Genomic DNA, 22,814 nt, shown 5'->3' on the forward strand with positions numbered 1-22,814 from the left:
TAAAACAAATAGGTATAACTGTACTTGATCGCATCAAACAGCCGTTCTTGATAACCAGTGAGACAACGGTTGTTTTTTTCTTCTTGGGTTTTGGCTTCAGCATCGTCTAAAGGCGCATTGGCATAATAAGGATCAATTGGTGGTCGGGCAAGGGCATTGCGGCAGTCTTCAGAGTCTTTAAGCTGGCGAGCCTTGGTGTAATGAAGCTCTGAGAAAACAGCCAGTGCAGGACGATAGTGTTCATTTAAAATACTGTCGGTAAGCTGAGTCAAGCATAAGTCAAACTGCTGCATACAGGCTTGTTCATTGAGCCCTGCTGATAATAACGCCGATTCCGTGTCGCTGCTGAGTTTTTTGCTAGTGACGATGTTGCCACGCTGCGCCGTAATGGTTTTCGCTGATGCCTGTTTATTCACCGATACCGTACTACAGGCAGGCAATAACGTGACCGCCGCTATCAAGGCTATGGAAATGATAGAAGTAGCGTTATTCTTGGCAGGCGTCGCCATACTTTTAATGGGGTTAGCGAAAGTCATAGGTCAGTCCAGTAAATAATAGTCGTAAAACCATGATTGATTGAATCAGCAATTGGAAAGAAAGAGTGTAGCGTAACTTTTAATATTAAACTATTTAACAGGCACAAATTAACAGGCACAAAAAAACGCCTGTCTTCTATATTGAAATAATATCCATATAAAAGAAAGACGCTCAGAGCTTTTGTTTTAAATGCTGCGAATTATCCTATTTTATCACCATTTTAAAATAAGAACACGCTCTAGTAAATAGGGTACGTTTACGCACTTGGTTTAATATCGATGTCAGGCGCAGGGATATCCCAAATATAGAATTTGCCTTCTTCAACAATTTTGATTTGCTTAGGAATGATTTTATTGTCAGGATGCTGACCTTCGAGGCGACGCAGACGCTCCAAAGCTTCATCACGACGATCACTCAACAAGTCTGACTGAGCCAAGCTTTGCTCGGCTTCGGTGTAGCCCATAGACACTGCACGGTCTAGGTACTTTTGACCTTCTTTAAAGCCGCCGCCTTCTGATAGCATCAAACCATATAAAAAGTTGGCTTCACCACTATCTGATTGTAGCTTAATCGCTCGGTCAATATACCTTCCGCCGCGTATAGTATAGTCTGAGCCCAAATCTAGATTACGTCCCATGCCATTCAGTTTGGCTGCACGAAGTAGTACATCGTAAGAGGCATTTGGCGATTCAGCATAAGGCTGGATCCATTCGGCCAATACCTTGATTTTTTCACGTGTATAGTGGCGCTGCGAGCGGTTAGGGAAGTTTGGCGGATAATGACGGGCGTTAGGTGATACTTCTTTGATGAAATCATCAAGTAAGCTTACGTCTAGCTTATCGATGCTGCCGCCGGTTTGTTGTGGAATCAATGTTGTCGGTACAAAACTCACGTCAGATAGTTCTAGCTGCGGGGTTGGGATATTAGTCAGTTGACCACTACGCAAATCTACGCCAGTCGCCGTCATCGGACCACGCTTATAAACGTGAGTCGCTCCTTTAAATTCAGGCGTTGATGGGACTGATTTGAGCGTTTGCGGCTGCGCTGTACTCATAGGAGCACGGTTTTTCTGAGATTCACTCTTTTGAGTGTTTGTTTGTTCAACATCCTTATCATTTTTCGGTGCATCGTTTTGTTGAGTATCGGCCGTCGTATTAGCTTTAGGGCTAGCACGGCGAATCACACGCTTGCTTGAATCTGTGGCACTAGGGACAGAAGATGTGGTGACGGCATCTTCTTTTGTAGTATCAGTTTCAGCAGCATTTATAGGCGCAGACAGCAGCATGGTACATGCCGCGGCCAATGCTGTTAGCGTGGCAAACTTGGGCGACTTGGTAGATAAATGGCTAGAGAGAGTCGATTGGTTAGTGGCTTTCATAAAAGGTGTTACCTTATTTCGTCATTACTTATTAATGGATAATTATGCGGTATTGTGGCTGCAAAATCGTACAAATTTTTAATACCTTAGCAAAGTAAGCCAAACGCTATCAGTAGTAGGAATGTTAATAGTAAGAATTAATCACGCCCAATCGTATAGACAAAGTGACCAAAGATACATTATCTACCGTTACAAATGATAGGCGGTGGCTTTCATACGATTGGCCATCCAGCGCATGGTATAACGTACAGGTGGTGATAATGCCGCGCCGCCGCTCGCCAGCGCCAGCTCACGATGGTGTAATTCTTCAATATCCATTTGTGCCAGTATTTCTTTTGAGCGCTGATCGTGTTCGGGCAATTGCGTGATATGGTCTTGCAGGTGTTCGCTGACTTGGGCTTCCGTCTCGGCTACGAACCCCAAGCTAAACTCGTTAGAGATAGCGCCAGCTACCGCGCCAAGACCAAAAGACATGCCGTACCATAGCGGGGTAAATACACTGGCATGGCTGCCAAGCTCGTCTAATCGAGTCTCGCACCAGACCAGATGATCGACTTCTTCTTCAGCAGACTGTTGCATGGCTTGCTTGACGCCGTTGTCTTTGGCAGCAAACGCTTGACCATGATAAAGGCCTTGCGCGCATACCTCGCCAGTATGATTGATACGCATCAGTCCAGCGACATGGCGTGACTCAGTGATGGTCAGCTCAGGAATCTCATCGTTACTGACTGGTAAAGGACGGGTACTGGGGTTTGAATGCGGTACGACAGCTCGTAAAGCCTTGTCAACTCCAAGTAATAACTGATCGATTTTGGATAAGGGACGCAGGGCCATGATTCACTCCTGATGGCTTTATGGACAATCAAAAAAAGCTATTTAGAAAATAAGGTTGTTTAGAAAATAATATTATTCAGTTTGTGAGGCAATATAATCGCAGTTTCTATACTACAGCCACTGCCTCACAAACATCACTATAGCAAACAATCCAAATTATCGGCACGAATATTATTGACTGATTTCATCATGCGTTTGGATAACCGCTTTTTTGATATGTTTGTTGAGCTTGATGTATAAAAAGGCACCGAAGACAATATTTAACAGTCCCGTTACCAAAAATAGCTGTGGCAGCGTCAGCCCGAAAGTATTTAAAATCACAATGGCAAAAATCGCTGAAGTGACCATAAATATCGCATTAAAAATATTGTTGGCACCAACAATGCGCGCGCGATGGCTTTTGGGCGCATAGGCCTGCATAGACGCATATAACGGCACGATATATAGACCGCCACTAAAGCCCAAAAAGAACAAGTCCGCAAAGACGCGCCAGCTACCGCTCATCCCAAACAGGTCGCTGATGCCAAGTAGCGTGTCACTACTGACATTGATATTCAACCCTGAAAGCGAAAAGTATAAGTCGATAGCGAAGATGCTTAAGCCGGCAATACCAAAAGGCAGCAGGCGTAGACTCACTTGGTTTTTAGTCAACGATTTACATAACAACGAGCCAATCGACACACCAACAGAAAACAAGGTCAATAAGAAAATGACCACCGACTCATCACCATACAAGATTACCTTACTGAACTCTGGTGTTTGGGTCAAAAACGTCGCCCCATAAAACCAAAACCAGCTGTTGCCAAGGATGACAAAGAATAAAAAGGGCAGAGAGTATAGATAGCGTACAGTCGCTAGACTGGTGGTAAAAATATTCCAATTAATATTTAAATTGGGCTGCATCGCGGGCATGTTGGGTATCGATCGTGCGACAAAATAACCCAATACAGCCACTATTAATACGGTGACGCTAATCCAATACAGCGGCTGCGTTATCTGGGTTAAGAACCCTGCGATAATCATCCCGAGCAAGATAGCTAAGGAGGTGCCCATTTGGAATAAACCATTAGCACCAACCAATTCGTCTTCCCTCATCGCTTGTGGTAAATAGGCATACTTAATAGGTCCAAAAAAGGTGGATTGTGTGCCCATGAGAAATAATGCGACAAATAATAGGGCATACCACTCAAATACAAACCCTACTGTCGCAATCACCATAATGGCCAGCTCAAGTAATTTGATCAATCGCGTGAGTTTTGATTTTTCAAACTTATCTGCAATCTGACCTGCCAATGCCGAAAACAAAAAATAAGGCAAAATAAATAACATCGCGGCCAAGTTATTTAAAATACTCACTTCCATACCCAACTGACTGGCAGCGGTATAAGTCAAAACTAGAATGAGTGCTTGTTTAAAAATATTGTCATTAAACGCGCCCAAAAACTGGGTAAAAAACATGGCGCTAAAACGGCGGCGCTTAAATAACTGAAACTGATTGGCCATGAAAATTCCTACAGATGGGGCGCAGCTGGTAGATTAAAGCGAGACACTGAACGCCGCTTTGAAAGTAAAGGTAGCGGTCGACATGATTCTTGAGCCAACGCTTGTTATAATTATCAATAGTATCAAAAACTTAATAGAATATAGCATAGGTTTTATCATTATTAAGCCGTATAATAGCAAGGCTTTGGTAAAAATACATGCGCTCGACGCTATGATTTCATAATTATCTAAGTTATGATTTGTAAATTTTAAATGCTTGTGTCTCAAAGTGTGGGCGACGGCAAACGCTTTCTAGCACTTAAGACTGTCTGTATATGCTACGATTCCATTATTTGAAATTGCGCTTGAATGGGCGCTGTGATTCGTCCTACAGACCATCGTTATCATAAGTATGATAGTAAATTATTAATCCCAGCCAACTGCTATACGTTTATTCACCGGTGAGATTTAACCATCATTATCGTCAATAATAGTGTGCCGCGTGAGGTGATAGGAAACCAACATGAAACAGCAACCTACAACCCTAGCGCACGATGTAGCGGTTAATAAAAAGCATAATACTGTCAATATTTTTGATGGTATTAATACTGAAAATATTCATCGTCATGCCCCGCGTACTCATTTCACGCGTTCAACACTTTTTACTGCGCTAGCGACCAGCTTGGTAGGTTTTGGTATTGCCCCTACGGCGGTGGCTGACACCGTCAATCAATCAGGTGTCGTAGATGACACTATCAGCAACCAAATCGTTGTGAATGAGCCATCTGCCAGTCAAGCCTCTACTGAACGAGCCCCTGCGAAAAAAACACCTACTAAACAATCAGCCACACTTTCGGAGGATGATACTCAGGTTGATATCGCCTTAGATGCCTTGCGTCTTAAAAAGGCGGTAGAGCAAGGCCTCATCGACCAGTCCGTATTGGATGATTATAGTGAGGAAAGTCTAGGGATTAAAAATTCTAATGCTCAAAAAACGCCTGCTTCTCAATCAAATCCTAATGCCAATGTTGATGCTAGTGTCGATACCAATGTCGATGCAGATTATAAAGATAATTCAGATAGTGTGAATGGTGCTGATAGCAATCCGTCCGATATGCCTGACACCACCAATGAGGATTTGTTGCAGCAAGCGACAGCGATACAGCAACAAGGCTATCAGATGATGACGCCTGAAGAGATTGATCGTGAGCTTGCTGAGCTGGATAGACAGAATGCCGAAGAATTTGATGCTATCAATAATAGCAACAACGCTAATGGCAACGAAATTAGTGCCAATGGCAATGTTGACGACAATATTGACAGTAGTGTTAACGATAATATTAACGACAGTGACTTTGATGCGCCAATCGCGACGCTAGGCAGTACAACCGTACCGATGGGTTTAGATACCGATCTAGATGCCACCAATTTGCCCACCCCTAGTAACCTTGACACCTTAGGTAAGAACGAAACAGCAGCCAAACAGGCCGAAACGTCTGAGGTTGCGTCTCGTCCAGTTAACGTCAGCGACTCCGTCAGTAGTGGGCGTGTTGATGACGTTACAGATAGTAGTGATGATCTTTCAGCGAATGCGAATGAGGCATCAGACAATCAGGATGAGTCGGCGTCAAACGTCATAGATCCCGATGAATATTTGCCAGATTATCAGACAGACAATCAGCCCGTCAGCGAAAGTGTCGAGCAAGCCAGTAAACCTAAGCCGCTGGCTCGCAATAAAGGCAATATCGTCAAGCGCCTTTATAATCGTTTGTTTAAAGGTGGCGTTAAGGCATTACCGCATGTAGAAACGACAGTGTACATGCAAGAAGCCGCTGCTGAAGACACCATTGATGGTAAGCCTAGAATAACCAAAGCGGATGACGATGTTCAGCCAATGAAAAATATCAAAGCCGCTCTTGATGACACTACCGTTCAATCGGTCGTTGACTTTACCGCGGCCTTACCACGTCTACGCCAAACGGCATTAGATGCTGCCAATGCAGTCGGCTATTATGACGTTACTTTGCGTCTGCGTCAGCCTAACAGAGACACCATCGATGTGGTTATTGAAGCATTGGGCGAACCTGTGCTTGTGGACAGCCGTGTTGTCGAAGTTCGCGGTGCAGGCAGTGAGCAACCAGAATTTGTAGCCTTAGAAAAAGAGTTGCCCCCAGAAGAAGGTGATATCTTCAATCATCGCACTTATAAAAACAGTAAAGCGGCACTCGAGTCACTAAGCAGTACTTATGGGTATTTTGACCAATATTGGCTCAACAAGTCTGTTGGTATCATCTTACCAGACAACATAGCGGATGTGTCCTTGGTCTATAATACTGGCGATCGTTATGAGTTTGATGATGTTGTCTTTTTTACTTATGACCGAGAGTCCAACACCTTAACTCGAGATCCTGAAAAGCTGCCTGTTGAGTTGCCTTTGTTGCAGCAATTACTCGATTTTAAACCAGGGGATCCGTTTTATCGCCCAGCCATCACCAAATTTAGTAATGATTTATCAGCGACTCGTTATTTTAATACGGTCAACGTTGAGTCAGTATTACCACCAGATGAGCGCAGTGAAGCCAGTACATTGGCTTTTGATAATGCACCAACTAACGACAATGATACGCCAGATGATGATAGCGATAATGTTAATCTTGATAGTGCTACTCTTGATAATGGTGACATCGAAGAAAGTAAAAGTGACATCGAAAATAAAAGTGGCTCGGAGGTTGTTAGTGATGATGCCAGTAATAAAGTCGATGATGGCGAAATCGATGCAGAGAGTGAAGAGAGTCTCAATGCTGATAGTGGAGAGTCAGTCAATGACGCTGACATTGCCGCAATCGAGTTTGAGGTTGATGAAGAAACGCTCGATAAACTGCAAGCTGTCAAACAAAAAGCAGATCGCTTAAGTCGCTTGCCAAACGATCGTGTATTGGATGAAAAAGACCAAAAAGCAGATAGTGTTTTAGGCAAAATTAGCGACTCAATCAGTAATGTTGCGCAAAAAATCTTCCCTGATGAAGAGACTCTAATTTCTGATGAAAACTTCGTGCCACCGACGCTCGAAGGACGTAAAACACCGCAGCAAGTGGCAGAGAGTAAAAAAGTACCATTGTATGTCTTTGTATCTTCTGATAAACCACGCGATGCTCAAGTCGGTCTGGGTTATGGGACGGATACGGGTGTTCGTGCCACGGCAAAGGTAGATTATAACTTACTCAATCGTAAAGGTTATCAAGCGGGCGTAGAGACAGAGGTGTCCAGAATCACTAAGAATGTGGCCGTCTATGCGAGCCGACCCTGGAAACATCCTCTCAATGATACCTTGGATGCCCGTCTTAGCTATGAAGAAGAGGTGATCGACCAAGGTAAAGGTAACTTCGACTTGTCGACCAAAACGCTAAAAGCAGGGCTGGCACGCAATATTCGCCGTGAAAGTGGTTGGAATCGTGTTTATTCCATGCGCTATCGGTTGGATGAGCTCGAAACGGGCGTTGATAAAGCGGACTTGGACGATTTGCCTATTCGCTTTGTCTCCTCTAAGCCCAAGCAACGAGCGCTGTTATTTGGCTATGGTCTCAATAAGGCAGACGTGGATAGTGCGACCAACCCAACTCGCGGTATACGCCAGTATTATTCGGTCGAAGCAGGGGCTGATAAAGCACTTAGCGACACTGATTTGGCAATCGCTCGCGCAGGTGTTAGCGGTATCTATAGCTTTGGCGAGGACAAAAAACATCAATTACTGGGCAGTGTAAATACTGGCTATATTTGGGCGGATGATTTTAATGAAGTGCCTTATAAATTACGTTTCTTTGCTGGTGGTGATCAAAGTATCCGTGGCTATGACTATGAGAGCCTATCACCAATAGACAAAGGCTATCTAACCGGCGGGCAAATACTGGCTGTCGGTAGTGCAGAGTATAACTATGAGTTTAAACCAGGCTTCCGCGGGGCATTCTTCACCGATGTGGGTAATGCTTACGACAAAAAATTTGAGACTGACACAAAGGTCGGCGTCGGCGTCGGTATCCGCTGGGCATCTCCTGTAGGGGTGGTGCGCGTCGATGTCGCGGCTGGTGTGACAGAAAGTAGTATTCCAGTTAGACTGCACTTCTTTATTGGCTCGCCTTTATAGTTGCTTAAATTAGTGACTTAAATAAATAGCTTAAAGTAACCAATTAGACCCATCGCTTGATTTGTTCCATGTATTATTTATCATACCGATTGCTGGTAATCATTCTTTAACGTAGTTGAGTGTCATGCTGACAAAAAATACCCCGCCCAATAACTCATCAGATGAAGATCCAGCACAACGCGATGCCCGTGCAGTCAAACGTTGGTATCCGCTGTCATTTTTGATCAAACTGTCTGTGCTCATTCTCATCGTATTGGCGATTATGTTCGCCATATTTTTGTATGCGGCTGGGACAGAATCAGGCACCAAGTTTATCCTAGAGAAAATTAGTGTCGAGACGGGTATCGACTTCAAATACGGGCGCGGTAACTTGCGTGACGGTATTTGGGTGTCTGATATCGACATCAAAGCGACCGAAGATCTTGAAATATTGGTCGATAAAGCCTACGTCAAGATAGGCTGGCGCGCCGTATTTGCTAAAACAGTGCATTTGCGTGATGCCGATATACAAACCATCGAGATTATCAATAATGCGCCACCGACAGGTGAGCCGTTCGATTATAAAACGCTACAACTACCCGTCAACTTGCGTTTCGATCAAGCCAAAATCAAAAATATCACTTATAAGCAAGTGACTAAAGAACCTGTCGTTGTCCATGATATTGTTGCCCGTGATTTGGCATGGGTGGGTACTGAAGTCACGGTGGGTCGCGGTAATTTACAGTATGCCGATATCGTCAAGATCAACGCCTTAAAGGGTAAGATTGACTTACAAGGCGATTATCCGCTGGATCTGAGCGCCATTGTAGAAGTTAGCGCACTAGAAAAAGCCTACGTTGACCCACTGAATATTACCGCAAAAGGTACGCTAAAACGCACCGTCGGCAAGGTGCGTAGTCGTTATAACGACAGCGATGTCAGCGGTGATTTTGTGGTGCAAGGATTGGATGACGATGCACCATTTAGGGCAAAGTTGCAATGGGATGACATCCTTATTCCTTATGCCGACAGTCAAGATATTCGTCTAAAAAGTGGTACCGCGACCGCCACTGGTGTCATCTCTGAGATACGTCTGCGTATCAACACCGAGCTGACAGCCAAAGACATTCCGTCAGGTCATTATCAAGGCCGCGCTATCATTGCCAACAGCCAGTTGCGCGTTGATCGCTTAGATGCACAAGTTCCAGCTGGAAACTTGGTACTGCAAGGTATTTTAGATTGGAAAGACAGCTTTGATGCAAAAGTACGAGCGACAGGCAGCAATTTTGATGTTCGCCGAGCTATTCCTGATGAGTACGCCGATTTTAAAGCCTATGCCCCGCAAAAGTTAAATGGTCGACTGTCAGTACATTATCAGCAGCAAAATCTTGCTGGTAATACAGAGATTGATGCGGATTTGCGCCAGCGTGATGGCGAGCATATCAATGCTAACATTGCTCAAGGTAAAACATCAGCGAAGTCTAAACAGGTGGCACCTTGGTATATTGATGCAAAATGGCAAAATCTTATCCGCCGCGATGTCCCTAATATTGGTAATATCGATAGCCCGAGTGGGCAGGCAGATGTCATCGTTCGTGGGTCACGATTGTCCGTTGATGCCAATGCAGTGATTAATGAGCTCAATGCCGCACCCAAAGGCAACTATGATGTGCGCGTGCGCAAAGCAGGTGATGTCATTGGTATTAACCGCCTTGATTATAATGGGATAGTGGGTGATTTATCGGGTACTGGGCAGATTCAACTGGCGAGTAACAAGCGTCCTTTAACATGGCAGGTTGACGCTCGTACCAATGGCTTACTACCCAAACAGTATCGCAGTGACTTACCGCTTGAGCGTTTGACAGGAAGTGTCAGCGCGCGCGGGCGTTTGCTAAATATCAATAAAGGCGGCATCAGTGGTCAGCGCCATATTATTACCTTGAATAATACTGACTTGCAGGCACAACTTGATGCCTCGCAGGATGGTCGTAAGATCGGTTTGACCGGTGGCGGCGATGCCAGTGTTGATATCGTTGGTGGTGAGCTATCGGTGTTCGATGCGCGCTTTGATGGGCAAGTCGATACTGCTGATGTGCCAAAAGGACAGCTAGCTATCGATGCTGCTGGTACGCCAAAGCTTATCAGTATTCGAAAATTAAATTATAACGGTGAAGCCGGCGCAGTGAATGCGAAAGGTGTTATCGATTTGCGTAAAAATATCGGCTGGACGGTAGAGGGTCGTTTTGATAAATTTAATCTAGGTTATTTCTTACCCAATAATCCAGCGATTATTACTGGTGATCTGAAAACCAGTGGTGCATGGCAGAGCGCACCTAAAAATAACACCAATGCGAAAGGTCAGCTTAAAAACTTTGCCGTAAACTTCGATGGCGTATTAGATGCTGAGCAATTGCCAGCAGGTAAGCTGACTATTAATGCCAGTGGTGATGCCCAGCTGATTCGTATCAAGCGCTTACGTCATGTAGGTGCGGCGGGCAGTATCGATGCCAAAGGCACCGTCGATGTCCGCCAAGGTATCGCTTGGGATATTGATGCGGTGATGGATCGCTTTAACGTTGGATATTTTCTAAAAGACACCCCAAGTCTCATCACCGGAACACTCAATACTGATGGGCGCTGGAGCGACTCGCAGCAAATTGTTAATATCAAAAAAATTGACTTAAGCGGTATGTTAAAAGGCAAGCCACTGAGTGCAAAAGGCAGCTTGGCGGCAAAAATGCGTCTGCCAAAAGACTTGGCAAGTTACTTTCAACGTCTACAAACGCAAGATGCTCAAGCGCAATACCAACAAGTCAATGCCTTAATCGATAGCTTAGATGCTGATAATTTAGTACTACGCTGGGGTGATAATTACCTCACGGCTAATGGTAACGCCAAGCAATTACAAACCAAAATAAATCTTACCAGTCTAGATCAGCTATCAGATAAGCTCGCTGGTAAAGTCTCTGGCGGTGCGACGTTATCACAGCCAGCAGGTCAAGCGTTACCCACTATTTATATCGATTTGGTCGGTGAGCGTATTGCGCTGCCAGGCTTTATTTTGCGCCAAGGTCGAGTGCGCGGCAAGCTGGTTAATTTGGCAAATAGCCCCAGTCAGCTTATCGTTACGGCTGAAGGCTTAGATGCCGCTGGGCAGACATTCAAGAATATCAAAGCCTCGTTTAATGGTACTGAACAGGCGCATGTGGTCAACCTTGACGTCGCCAATGAGCAGCTCGATATTGCGGCACGTCTAAAAGGCGGTTTCGATCGAGATAAGCTTAGTTGGTCAGGTGTGATTGGTAAGGGGCGCATCAAATCTAAATACGCTACCTTGAATCAATTACAGCCAGCGCAATTAATTGTGAATTTACCTAATGAGCAAAATGGCAATAGTAACGATTTAAAAGTACAATTGGCAGCGCATTGTTGGCAGGCGACCGACCAAACTGGCAAACTGTGCTTACGTGAAAACTTGGTCGCATCACCAGATAAAGGTGACGTCAATATCGCTTTACAAAATATAGATACTTCATTGTTTTCAGTGTTTTTACCCAAAGACATCGATTGGCATGGCAAGATTAATGGTAAAGCTATTGTCGGCTGGCAACGTGGGCGTCCACCGACCATTAACACCACGCTATATTCGGATAATGGTAAAATTGGCTTAATCCAAGAAGGGGATAGTGCGCCAGTCACGCTGCCGTATAAGCGTATCTCGCTCATCGCTTTATCAGTCCCTGAAGGTATCAAGTTACGCTCAGATATTAATACTGGTCGCGGCGCTCGTGGTTATGCTGAAGTTGTCGTTGATCCCTACAAAGCACCTAAGCCTATTTCGGGCGCGTTGGTACTAAATGAGCTGAATCTAGCGATATTTAAGCCTTTCTTCCCAGGTATGCGCGTATTAGAAGGTAACGTCACGATGGCAGGTGGACTGGGTGGCACCTTGGACAAGCCGCAGTTTTATGGTGATGTAAAGCTCGCTGACGGTCGTATCGCTATGCTTGACTTGCCCGTAAATCTAACCAATGTTAATACTGAAGCCAAAATCCGAGGTACGCAAGCGACTATTGATGGGACATTCAATAGTGGTACGGGGACGGGTAAATTGGTTGGTTCGGTCAACTGGCAACAAAAGCTACAAGCCAAACTCAGCGTTATTGGCGAGCGCTTGGTCATCACCCAACCGCCATTACTAGTGGCTGAAGTGAATCCTGATATTGACATTATTGTGCGCCCAGGTGACCGTTATGTCGATATTAAAGGTGCTGTCAGTGTGCCATCAGCGACCATCCGTCCACCAGAAGCCAGTGAAGATATCATTACCCAAACCGAAGATGCGGTCGTCCTTGATCGTCGCCTCATTGGTAATATCGATGAGGTATTGGCTATCTCAAAACCTTGGTCGATCAACGCAGATGTCGGTGTAGACTTGGGTGACGATATTAATTTCCGAGGGTTTGGTGCGGTTATTCCTCTGGCGGGTGCGATCAATATCAATCAAAATGGCACTGGTATTATGCGCGCTAAAGGGGTGGTGCAAGTATCGCGTCGTACCAACGTCAACGCTTTTGGACAGAGTTTAGAGCTGAACTATGGTCAAGTACGCTTTAATGGCGACGTGATGAAACCTAACCTGAGTATTGAGGCGGTCAAAACTATTGATGGCAAAACAGTGGGCCTACGTGTCAAAGGCAGTACTGAAAATCCAAATATTATCGTCTTTAATAATGCTGGATTGACCCAGCAGCAAGCGATGAATGCCTTGGTGACAGGTCGAATCAATAATAAGGGCGCCACGCAAATCAGTGAGCAAGGGTTTAAATCACAAGTCACCAATAACTTAGCAGCAGCAGGACTGAGCTTTGGGCTTAGTGGAACCCGCAGCCTAACCAATCAAATTGGTCAAGCTTTCGGTTTGCAAAGCCTCACCGTTGATGCCTCAGGTAGCAGCGAAGACACCAATGTCAATGTCACAGGTTATGTGACCCCTGACTTGTATATTCGCTACGGCGTAGGGGTGTTCAATGCTCAAAACAGCTTGTCGATTCGTTATCAGCTGACACGCCGTATCTATGTCGAAGCAACCTCAGCGGCAGAGAATGCCGTGGATGTGGTCTACAGTTGGCAGTTCTAGTAGATGAATTCTATACAGCCCCTAGTCAATCCCATAAAAAACGCCTTGTAATGAAGGCGTTTTTTTATAGATAGGACGGTTCTTAATTTTAATTTATTTGGTCAAAATTAAGCGGTTGTTGCGCGTTAGGCGTAGACGGTATTCTTCGCCTTCATGCTCGATACGTACCTCTTTGGTTAGTGCAAAAAGATGCTGTGATTGTAGAGTAGGCAGACGGTTTTCACGGCAGTTCAAATAACGGGAGATAACCATGCTCATAATAAATTCCTTTTGATGAAATAATTAAACAGTAAAGAGTGACAGCAAACAAGCTATTAACGATAATAATTATCATTTAGATTAAGTGCTTTTGCAAGCTAATTAATAAAATGAATTGCAGTCATTATGTAAATTTAACTAAAGCAGGCGTTATAAAGTAAATATATTAGGGCGTGTCTTCATTTAGTTGCTTTCGTTCAGATTGAGGACATGCTCTATGTCCTAGAAACATTCAGCATGCTTTAATACCTAAGTTAAAAAATAATAAAGGACAATCTCATGTCAAGCCAGTCAGTCAATCCCGCCAAAAAACAAGCTGAAAACCAAGCCACAAATGAAAAAGCAACCATCGTCAATGTTGCGGTGGCAGTTATTCATTATAAAGAGCAGTATTTGCTTGGTTTTCGCAACGCGGCGCAGCATCAAGGCAATCGCTATGAGTTTGTAGGCGGCAAAATAGATGCCAATGAAAGTGCAGAGCAGGCATTGATACGAGAAGTCGCGGAAGAGACAGGGATGGCAATCAGTGGCAATACGATCGTCAAGCTTGGGCGTCTGCATCATGATTATGGTGACAAGCAGGTCAGCTTACAGGTATATATAACAGAGCTGACAACGCTGCAATACGAGAAATATAAGTATTGCCAGCATGGTTTAGAAGGGCAGGCGCTGACATGGGTAAATAAGGATGAGTTATTAGCAGGGCAGTATTCTCTGCCGGCTGCCAACAAGACGATTCTTAAATGGTTGGCTTTGCCTACACAGATAGCGATTACCTATCCGTTAGCACATTTCAACGCGCATCCTAATCCAGAATTGGCATGGCTACAATATCATCAACAGAATGTAGCGCCAGAATCTTGGTTATATATTCGAGTCAAAGAAACTTGTGCCGATAGTATCGCTGCACGATTAATAGAGGCACGACCAGATATCCATGTGATTGTACCCTGTGCTGTTGACAGTCAGCCTTTAGATGTTAAGGCATTGCCAGTGGCTCAAGAGATGGCGGTTAATAGCCAACCCATCAATCAAATCACTGACCGAATCGTCGCCCACCATCTGACTCATCAGGCATTGATGCAATGCTTTAATAATAACGATGAGTTTGTATCCAGCCCACTGCTATCACAAGATTTTCCGTTGATAGTCAGTTGTCATGACGCCACTAGCATTGATGCTGCCAATCAACTGGCCAATACTCGGCTACAACAACAGCTACCACCAGTCATTGGTGCTTTTTTATCGCCTGTTTTAGCCACTCAAACACATCCTGATGCTACGCCGCTTGGTTGGGAATCATGGTCAGCGCTGGCGCAATTGGCTGACATGCCGATTATCGGTTTGGGTGGATTGTCACCCATGATGATTGACCAAGCTTTACAATATGGTGGAGTTAGTATTGCTGGTATTCGTCAGTTTTTATAAGGATAAAAGCCAGCATATAACCGCCGCTAAAAGTTCTTACAAAACCTATATTATAATAGTTGTTTATCGAGTTTTTTTATGACAAACAATTGATTTTAAATCTATTTATCCAAACAGTAACTATGTGTTTGTTCTCAAGTATAGACACATAGTTACTTACAAACCGTTGCGTTTTCCTACATTGCGACACTGTTTTAATAGTCGAGTTGCCCTTAATATATATTATCGAATTAAAGAGTATCTACTCTGCTTTTTATAAGTGAATTGCTTGTAAAAACCTTGTAAAAAGAGAAAGCTGCTCTATTAGATAAAATTTAATTTTTCGTCGCATTAGCTTTCATATTGAAAGTGTGGTTTTGAATTGATTTTAAAATTGATAATGCATAGAAAGTTGAATCATATTGAAGGCATGTATAATAAATTTTAACAACACTATTAACAATGGTATTCCTATGAAAACCAATAAGTTACCTCAATCAGCATGGTCTGATTCACAGGAAGCTGGTTCTCAACCTATGCGGACCAGCCAGTCGAGCAGCTATTATCCAAATGATAGTAAGCCGCAGACAAGCTATGCTAGCAACGATGCTAGCTACAACCATGAAAGCTCGAACGATGAATGCTCAAAAAACATCTCCTTGCAAGACAGTTGCTTTGGCTACAAAAGCGCCGCTAAAAGTCCTGTGAAAATAAAAGAGTCTGCTATGATTGATCATGATAATGCAGAAAATGACGACTTGAAGTATAGCGATATAAATGGCTTTGATGACACAAACGATAGCAGTGCGGGTGGGTATAAAAAACCACAGAAACCTGTCAAAAACCAACCGCTAATGTCAGAGTTTTTGAATGATCAGACAGACGCTTTAAAACACAGCACTCAAAAGCATGGCACTGAAAAAGAGGCCTTTGAAAAACAGGATTCTGAACAAAACACCCTCTCATCATATAAAGAGATACCGGAACGCGTATTTATGAATGGCCTTATCAAGCATACGGGTATTGCCTTAGCGATTATTATACCGTTAGCCGCATTTTCAGCTTACGCGGCAACGCCACCCGTTCAACCAACGGCTGCCCCTACTAATAATACCACCACAGTAGAAACGCTGTCTGTTGACCCTAGCACTATTATTCATAAGTCTGCAAATACGCCAACCACAGTTGATAGTGTTGATCTCAAAAAATACGCTGGTACGTGGTATGAGATAGGTCGCTTACCGATGTATTTTCAGCGTAACTGCGCCAGTGACGTCACGGCTAATTACACCGAAAAAACGGATGGCTCAGGTATTATCGTTACCAATAAGTGTGCAGATAAAGACGGTTCTGGTATTGTTGCTGAGGGTTTAGCGAAGCCAGCTGACGACACCGGTAGTAAGCTGAAAGTCACGTTTTTGCCGTCATGGATTCGCTGGATACCAGTCGGTCGCGCCGACTATTGGGTATTGGCACGCGACCCTGATTACAAAACTGCTTTGGTAGGGACGCCGGATAAAGACTATCTATGGTTATTGTCGCGCTCGCCAAATATCAGTCAAAAAACTTATGCCAAATATCGTCAAGTTGCACAGCAGCAAGGCTATGAATTAAAAGAATTTAAGTTAACCCCGCAAACCAATCAAACGGTCAGTCTGATTCCTTAATGATTGATGCTTAATACTTATTTTTAATGTGGATATGCATAAAGTGGAAATGCATAAATAAGATGGCAGCATCATTGGCTGCCTTTATTTTTTATCATCACTTTTTATCATCACTGATGTTTTTTACAATCACTGGTATATTGCCATTAAATCCCATATAAGTATTAGCAGTTCGGTTATCACTAGCAAAATAGGCCGTTTTAAGCTAAAATCTAGACGATCTAAATACTCTATTGCGAATAACCAGCACCGTTAGTGTCTGGTTGGCACACTAGAGTGACTGCTTAGACCACATATACCTATCTAATTTAACTCTCTTTATACTTTACTGATCATACATTACTGACCATAAGGATGTTTCTCGTGAGCAACGCTGATACCTTACGCCAATTACATCAAGACCACTTGAGCAATTATAACAATCAAGAGCAACAAGCGATTGAGCTAATGGGTCTATTGAACAAGCTCTATAATGAGCAAGACGTGCAAGTGACTTTATTCGGTGACATGCTAGATACCACCTCTGTTGGTCAAATATTGGCATTGCATCAAAAAGTAGCACTACGTGAGCAAGGCGCAAAATCTATCGATATCGCTGATACGCTAGCGATGGTCAAAGTTTTGGCAGAAAACAAAGACCTTCAAGCCACTCGTATCGATGTGGGCCAGCTGATCGCCAATGACAGTGATATTCAAGCAGCATTACAATCTATCGATAATACTAAAGCGTCTATCAATGGTGCCACAGATGTAGTGCTATACGGATTTGGCCGTATTGGTCGTATCTTAACGCGTCTGTTGCTGTCGCAAGCCTCAAGCTCGAAAGGCTTACAATTAAAGGCCATCGTCGTACGTCCAGCTGCCGCAGGCGATTTAGCCAAACGTGCCTCATTGCTAGAGCGTGATTCGATTCATGGCAGCTTCGCCGGTGGCGTAGTTGTTGATGATAAAAACAATGGTTTAATTATTAACGGTCGTTTTGTGCAAGTTATCTATGCCAACGATCCAAGCGATATCGATTATAGCGCTTATGGTATTAACGATGCACTCGTGGTGGATAATACGGGTATCTGGAAAGACGAAGCGGGCCTTGGTAAGCATTTGCAATCTACTGGTGTGAAAAAAGTACTATTAACCGCACCTGCTGGCGGCGATATCAAAAACGTCGTGTATGGTGTGAATAACGATACGGTTGGTGATGATACGATCGTTAGTGCAGCGAGCTGTACTACCAACGCGATTACCCCAACGCTTAAAGTATTAAATGACGAGTACGGTATCGAAAACGGTCACGTCGAAACGATTCACTCGTTTACCAATGATCAAAACCTCATTGATAACTACCATAAAGCCGATCGCCGTGGTCGTAGTGCCGTATTGAATATGGTCATTACTAGTACTGGTGCGGCAAAAGCAGTGGGTAAAGCACTACCAGAGCTTAGCGGTAAGTTGACGGGTAATGCTATTCGTGTGCCAACGCCAAACGTTAGCTTGGCGATTTTGAATTTGAATCTGAAAACAGCCCCAGACAGTGCCGACGCGCTAAATGATTTTATGCGTAAAATTTCTAATAGCAGCCAGTGGCAAACACAAATTGCATATACCGATTCTACAGAAGCGGTATCAACCGATTTTGTCGGCGACACTCATGTGGGTATCGTAGACGCACAAGCCACTATTTTGACTGATAATCATGCTATTGTTTATATTTGGTATGACAACGAAGTAGGCTATAGTACACAAGTATTGCGTTTGGCGACGCAAATGGCCGGTATCAGTTATACTCAGATTCCAGCTTAAAACTTCTATAAAGCCGTATCGACTTTTTAACCGTACTCTTATGAAAAGAGTTATTTCTTAAGAGCCAATTCTTAAAGGTCAGTTACAGCATTTATAGATAAATGTGATTTTGAAAGTAATACAGTTTAAAGTTAGGATAGACAGCACCCGATAGTCCGATTGGTTATCGGGTGTTATTGTCATCATGAAAGCAATGATGCAATAAAATATAGAGATAAATCTTTAAGATTTTTAAAAGATAGCTATTTAAAAGATAACTATAGGCTTAAAACGCGGTCGATGATCTCAATTATGGCTTATAAACCAGAGTGTAAATAAAGGAACGTAAGAAATGCGATTTATTGATGAAGCCGTCGTAACGGTAAAAGCAGGTGACGGTGGTAACGGAATCGCCAGTTTTCGCCGAGAAAAGTACGTCCCGCGCGGTGGCCCCGATGGTGGTGATGGTGGTAGTGGCGGTGATGTGTACGTCATTGCAGATGATAACACCAACACCTTAGTTGACTATCGCTATACGCGCCGCTATGACGCGATGCGCGGTGAGAACGGTCATAGTAAGAACTGTTCAGGTAAAGCCTCTGATGATATTTACTTATCGGTACCTATTGGTACGACCGTGGTTGATACTGAAACAGATGAAGTCTTGGGTGATTTGATTGAGATTGATCAGACATTACTGATTGCCAAAGGTGGTGATGGTGGTCTGGGTAACACTCACTTTAAAAGCTCTACCAATCAGGCACCACGCAAAGCCACATCAGGGTTTGAAGGTGAAATAAAGATTCTTAAGTTTGAGCTAAAAGTAGTAGCTGACGTGGGTTTGGTTGGTTTGCCAAATGCGGGTAAATCTACCTTTATCCGCCAAGTTTCTGCGGCTAAGCCAAAAGTTGCCGACTATCCATTTACTACCCTAGTACCTAATTTAGGAGTGGTCGATATCGGTCGCCATCGCTCATTTGTTATGGCTGATATTCCTGGACTAATTGAAGGCGCATCAGAAGGGGCTGGACTGGGCATTCGCTTCTTAAAGCATGTCGCTCGTACTCGCCGTCTGTTACACTTAGTCGATGTAAAACCTGTCGATGGCAGCGATCCAGTAGAAAATGCCCGCGTTATTTTAAATGAGCTTGAGCGTTTTTCACCTGAGTTGGCCAACTTGCCACAGATTTTAGTATTAAATAAAATCGATCAGGTCGCTGACGAAGATTTGAATGCACTTTGTACCCATATTGTCGCGGAACTTGGCTGGACAGGTATTGTCTTTCGCACCGCAACCCTGACAGGCGAAGGCGTCGACGCGGTCAAATATCATTTGATGAACGAAATTGAACTTGAACGCGAACGTGAATTAGAAGATCCTATTTTCGCTGAAGCACAACAAGAACGCTTTGAACGTTTAGAAGCAGAAGTGCGTCTTAATACTGAAGCACAGCGTGAAGCCTATCGTGCGGCTCGCAAAGCACAACGCGAAGGGTTAGACTTAACCGACGACGCCAGTCTAGATGATGATCGTGATGATGATGAAGATGGCGTTGAAGTGGTTTACGTCCCTTAAGTTGATAGATGCTTGTGCGTATTTTTAAATTAATCCCCTTAATCAATTTACATTAGCAACAGGAGTTTATATGGCAGTTGACATAGAGAACACGACAGAAGAAGCAAGGTTTGTTAAGCAAACTCGTAACTTTGATATTCAGCGCGTTATTGTCAAGATTGGCTCATCGTTACTAACCAATAACGGCCGAGGGCTGGATCGAACTGCCATTTATGGGTGGGCAAAACAGATTGCAGAGCTGCATAAGCAAGGGGTTGAAGTACTATTAGTATCCTCCGGTTCAGTCGCTGAAGGCGTGGTACGTATGAACTTAGATGAGCGACCGAAGAAGTTGGCTGCTCTACAGGCTTGTGCCTCTATCGGCCAGATGGGCTTGATTGAGACGTGGTGGTCAGCACTTATTCAGCACGGTATTCAAAGCTCGCAGTTGTTACTCACCCATGACGACTTATCTAACCGCAGCCGTTACTTGAATACCACCAGTGCGTTAACTCAGCTGTTAGAATGGCATGTACTGCCAGTGATTAATGAAAATGACACCATCACTATCGATGAGATTAAGTTTGGCGACAATGACACCTTAGGCGCGATGGTAGCAGCGATGGTTAATGCTGACTTATACATTATCTTAACCGATCAAGAAGGTGTGTTTACAGGGGACCCTCGCAACGACCCTAATGCCAAAATGATTCGTCAAGAACGGGCGATGGAAGACTATTTATTTGATATTGCAGGCGACGGCGGTAAGCTTGGTCGCGGCGGTATGCTGACCAAAATCCGTGCTGGTCGCCTCGCTGCTATGGGCGGCTGTCCAACAGTCATCGTCAGTGGTGCTATCGAAGATGTCATCACTCGTGTGGTATCAGGTGAAGCGGTCGGGACGTTGCTCACAACCAATGATGAAGACAAAATAATCGCCCGCAAACAGTGGATCGCTGCGCATCTGCGCATGGAAGGCGCGCTTATTGTGGATGCAGGGGCTGCTAAAGCGGTGGCTGAACACAACAAAAGCTTGTTACCAGTCGGCGTAGTAGATGTACGCGGTAATTTTGATGAAGGTGATGTGGTAGAAATTATTCATCAAGATACGGGTGAGCGTTTAGCGGTCGGTCAGGTTAATTTCTCCTCTCGTGATGCGTCGCGCGTTGCGCGTGAGCGTACCGAGCAGTTCGATAAAATCCTTGGCAGTAATGAAGAGCGTGTGGTCATGGTACACCGAGATAATTTAGCGTTAACGGTATAATACTAGGGTGTGTCCTCATTTTTAGCCCATTTAGCTGGCTTCGTTCAGAGTGAGGATATGCCCTAACGACATACCTTTACCTAGTCTCAAGTTTTATTTGGTCAATGACAGTTAACATAAAGTTTAGCTGTCGCGGCCTATAAGTTATTAGCGTTTAGTATTCCCTTATTCAATTTATTTTATCCGGTACTGTTTATATATTTATTAAATACAGTGCTGCTTTGGAGATTTGTACATGAGTGCTTCAGACAATAATAGTGCGCTTGAGCAGAACTTTGCGCCTCTAAAAAACGACAGATTGCTACGGGCACTCCGCTTTGAGCCAATAGATACCACGCCTGTATGGATGATGCGTCAAGCGGGTCGTTATTTACCAGAGTATAAAGCCACTCGCGCTGAAGCAGGTGATTTTATGAGTCTGTGTAAAGATACCGCACGTGCCACTGAAGTGACTTTGCAGCCGTTACGTCGTATGGATTTGGACGCGGCTATTTTATTCAGTGATATTTTGACCATTCCTGATGCTATGGGGTTGGGCTTATATTTTGAAACTGGGGAAGGACCGAAGTTTAAGCATCCTATTCGTAAGCAAGCAGATTTGGATAGATTGCCTGTGCTGGATGTCAATGACTCTCTTGATTATGTCATGCGTGCGGTGACCAGCATTCGTACCGCGCTAAATGGACAGGTACCGCTATTTGGTTTTTCTGGTAGTCCGTGGACACTCGCCACTTATATGATTGAAGGTGGCAGCTCAAAAGACTATCGTTATACTAAAGGCTTCTTATATAGCAATCCTGAGTTTTTACATCAATTACTAGATAAATTAGCAACGTCTGTCATTGATTATTTGGATGCGCAAGTGGTTGCTGGTGCTCAAATATTACAGATATTTGATAGCTGGGGCGGCGCGTTAGCCCATCGTCAGTTTATCGATTTCTCTCACGCTTATAACAAGCGTATTGTCGCTGAGCTAAAAGTACGTCATCCTGAAATACCGGTGGTATTATTTACCAAAGGTGGTGGCGTTTGGTTAGATGTGCAAGCGGATAGTGAAGCAGACGTTTTGGGTCTAGACTGGACAATGCCGATCGATCGTGCCCGCCAAGTATTGACAGAAAGTCAGCGCCAATTGACCAAACAACATAAAAAACTACAAAGTAGCAAAGCCATTCAAGGTAACTTGGATCCAGCGACTTTATATGGTTCACCTGCGACTATCCGTGCTGAAGTAAACGCGATGCTCGATAGCGCTTATGCGAATGGCGAAAAGACTGGCTACATCGCAAACTTAGGTCATGGTATTACCCAGTGGGTCAACCCTGATAATGCCAAAGTATTTATCGATGCGGTACATGATTATAAAATCTAAAGCTTATAATCTATAAAGCCA

Annotated in this window: 12 protein-coding genes and 1 pseudogene; 8 read left to right on the forward strand and 5 right to left on the reverse strand. The window is 44.0% G+C overall.

Going from position 1 to position 22,814, the window contains the following annotated elements; translation table 11 throughout:
• The 4 genes and pseudogenes from ACT3TU_RS02750 to ACT3TU_RS02765 form a co-directional block, all read right to left on the reverse strand.
• A pseudogene (locus ACT3TU_RS02750) lies at positions 1 to 536 on the reverse strand (esterase/lipase family protein); the annotation flags it as partial.
• 257 nt (positions 537 to 793) lie between these two features.
• Entirely contained in the window at positions 794 to 1,915 is a 1,122-nt protein-coding gene (locus ACT3TU_RS02755; RefSeq protein WP_192529001.1) for a tetratricopeptide repeat protein, read from the reverse strand.
• A 189-nt stretch (positions 1,916 to 2,104) separates the two neighbouring features.
• On the reverse strand, positions 2,105 to 2,743 hold the full coding sequence (coq7, locus tag ACT3TU_RS02760; RefSeq protein ID WP_225735205.1) for a 2-polyprenyl-3-methyl-6-methoxy-1,4-benzoquinone monooxygenase: 639 nt from the start codon (positions 2,741 to 2,743) through the stop codon (positions 2,105 to 2,107).
• A gap of 177 nt (positions 2,744 to 2,920) precedes the next feature.
• Positions 2,921 to 4,252 carry an MFS transporter gene (locus ACT3TU_RS02765; RefSeq protein ID WP_192529000.1) on the reverse strand — a complete coding sequence of 444 codons (1,332 nt, stop codon included), beginning with the start codon at positions 4,250 to 4,252 and terminating at the stop codon, positions 2,921 to 2,923.
• 502 nt (positions 4,253 to 4,754) lie between these two features.
• Here ACT3TU_RS02765 and ACT3TU_RS02770 point away from each other — a divergent pair.
• Both ACT3TU_RS02770 and ACT3TU_RS02775 read left to right on the forward strand, forming a co-directional pair.
• The gene (locus ACT3TU_RS02770; protein WP_192522459.1) at positions 4,755 to 8,372 is read left to right on the forward strand and encodes a BamA/TamA family outer membrane protein; all 3,618 of its coding nucleotides are present in this window, start codon (positions 4,755 to 4,757) and stop codon (positions 8,370 to 8,372) included.
• Between the two features lie 124 nt (positions 8,373 to 8,496).
• Positions 8,497 to 13,491: a translocation/assembly module TamB domain-containing protein gene (locus ACT3TU_RS02775; RefSeq protein WP_192522460.1), complete on the forward strand. Its 4,995-nt coding sequence runs from the start codon at positions 8,497 to 8,499 to the stop codon at positions 13,489 to 13,491.
• 93 nt (positions 13,492 to 13,584) lie between these two features.
• Here ACT3TU_RS02775 and hemP read toward each other — a convergent pair whose 3' ends face one another.
• Positions 13,585 to 13,743 carry a hemin uptake protein HemP gene (hemP, locus tag ACT3TU_RS02780; protein ID WP_227672156.1) on the reverse strand — a complete coding sequence of 53 codons (159 nt, stop codon included), beginning with the start codon at positions 13,741 to 13,743 and terminating at the stop codon, positions 13,585 to 13,587.
• A 285-nt stretch (positions 13,744 to 14,028) separates the two neighbouring features.
• On the opposite strand from hemP, the gene ACT3TU_RS02785 reads away from it, so the two are divergent.
• From ACT3TU_RS02785 to hemE, 6 genes are all read left to right on the forward strand, one after another.
• Positions 14,029 to 15,177 carry an NUDIX domain-containing protein gene (locus ACT3TU_RS02785; RefSeq protein WP_192522461.1) on the forward strand — a complete coding sequence of 383 codons (1,149 nt, stop codon included), beginning with the start codon at positions 14,029 to 14,031 and terminating at the stop codon, positions 15,175 to 15,177.
• 452 nt (positions 15,178 to 15,629) lie between these two features.
• Positions 15,630 to 16,823, forward strand: a complete 1,194-nt coding sequence (locus tag ACT3TU_RS02790) for a lipocalin family protein (protein WP_192522462.1) — start codon at positions 15,630 to 15,632, stop codon at positions 16,821 to 16,823.
• A gap of 354 nt (positions 16,824 to 17,177) precedes the next feature.
• The gene (locus ACT3TU_RS02795; protein WP_192522463.1) at positions 17,178 to 18,623 is read left to right on the forward strand and encodes a glyceraldehyde-3-phosphate dehydrogenase; all 1,446 of its coding nucleotides are present in this window, start codon (positions 17,178 to 17,180) and stop codon (positions 18,621 to 18,623) included.
• Between the two features lie 331 nt (positions 18,624 to 18,954).
• Complete coding sequence (cgtA, locus tag ACT3TU_RS02800; protein ID WP_192522464.1) at positions 18,955 to 20,178, forward strand: Obg family GTPase CgtA; 1,224 nt, start codon at positions 18,955 to 18,957, stop codon at positions 20,176 to 20,178.
• 70 nt (positions 20,179 to 20,248) lie between these two features.
• Complete coding sequence (gene proB, locus ACT3TU_RS02805) at positions 20,249 to 21,421, forward strand: glutamate 5-kinase (protein WP_192522465.1); 1,173 nt, start codon at positions 20,249 to 20,251, stop codon at positions 21,419 to 21,421.
• A gap of 235 nt (positions 21,422 to 21,656) precedes the next feature.
• A complete protein-coding gene (gene hemE / locus ACT3TU_RS02810) occupies positions 21,657 to 22,793 on the forward strand; it encodes a uroporphyrinogen decarboxylase (RefSeq protein WP_192522466.1) in 1,137 nt (378 codons plus the stop codon).
• Positions 22,794 to 22,814 lie beyond the last annotated feature (21 nt).

Origin of the sequence: Psychrobacter sp. AOP3-A1-26 (assembly GCF_052378235.1) — a bacterium.
Lineage (GTDB): Bacteria > Pseudomonadota > Gammaproteobacteria > Pseudomonadales > Moraxellaceae > Psychrobacter.

Coding starts and splice junctions, on each gene's coding strand:
- cgtA (WP_192522464.1), top strand. CDS start 18,955: ATGCGATTTATTGATGAAGCCGTCGTAACGGTAAAAGCAGGTGACGGT.
- ACT3TU_RS02775 (WP_192522460.1), top strand. CDS start 8,497: ATGCTGACAAAAAATACCCCGCCCAATAACTCATCAGATGAAGATCCA.
- ACT3TU_RS02790 (WP_192522462.1), top strand. CDS start 15,630: ATGAAAACCAATAAGTTACCTCAATCAGCATGGTCTGATTCACAGGAA.
- ACT3TU_RS02785 (WP_192522461.1), top strand. CDS start 14,029: ATGTCAAGCCAGTCAGTCAATCCCGCCAAAAAACAAGCTGAAAACCAA.
- ACT3TU_RS02765 (WP_192529000.1), bottom strand. CDS start 4,252: ATGGCCAATCAGTTTCAGTTATTTAAGCGCCGCCGTTTTAGCGCCATG.
- hemP (WP_227672156.1), bottom strand. CDS start 13,743: ATGGTTATCTCCCGTTATTTGAACTGCCGTGAAAACCGTCTGCCTACT.
- hemE (WP_192522466.1), top strand. CDS start 21,657: ATGAGTGCTTCAGACAATAATAGTGCGCTTGAGCAGAACTTTGCGCCT.
- ACT3TU_RS02770 (WP_192522459.1), top strand. CDS start 4,755: ATGAAACAGCAACCTACAACCCTAGCGCACGATGTAGCGGTTAATAAA.
- ACT3TU_RS02795 (WP_192522463.1), top strand. CDS start 17,178: ATGTTTCTCGTGAGCAACGCTGATACCTTACGCCAATTACATCAAGAC.
- ACT3TU_RS02755 (WP_192529001.1), bottom strand. CDS start 1,915: ATGAAAGCCACTAACCAATCGACTCTCTCTAGCCATTTATCTACCAAG.
- proB (WP_192522465.1), top strand. CDS start 20,249: ATGGCAGTTGACATAGAGAACACGACAGAAGAAGCAAGGTTTGTTAAG.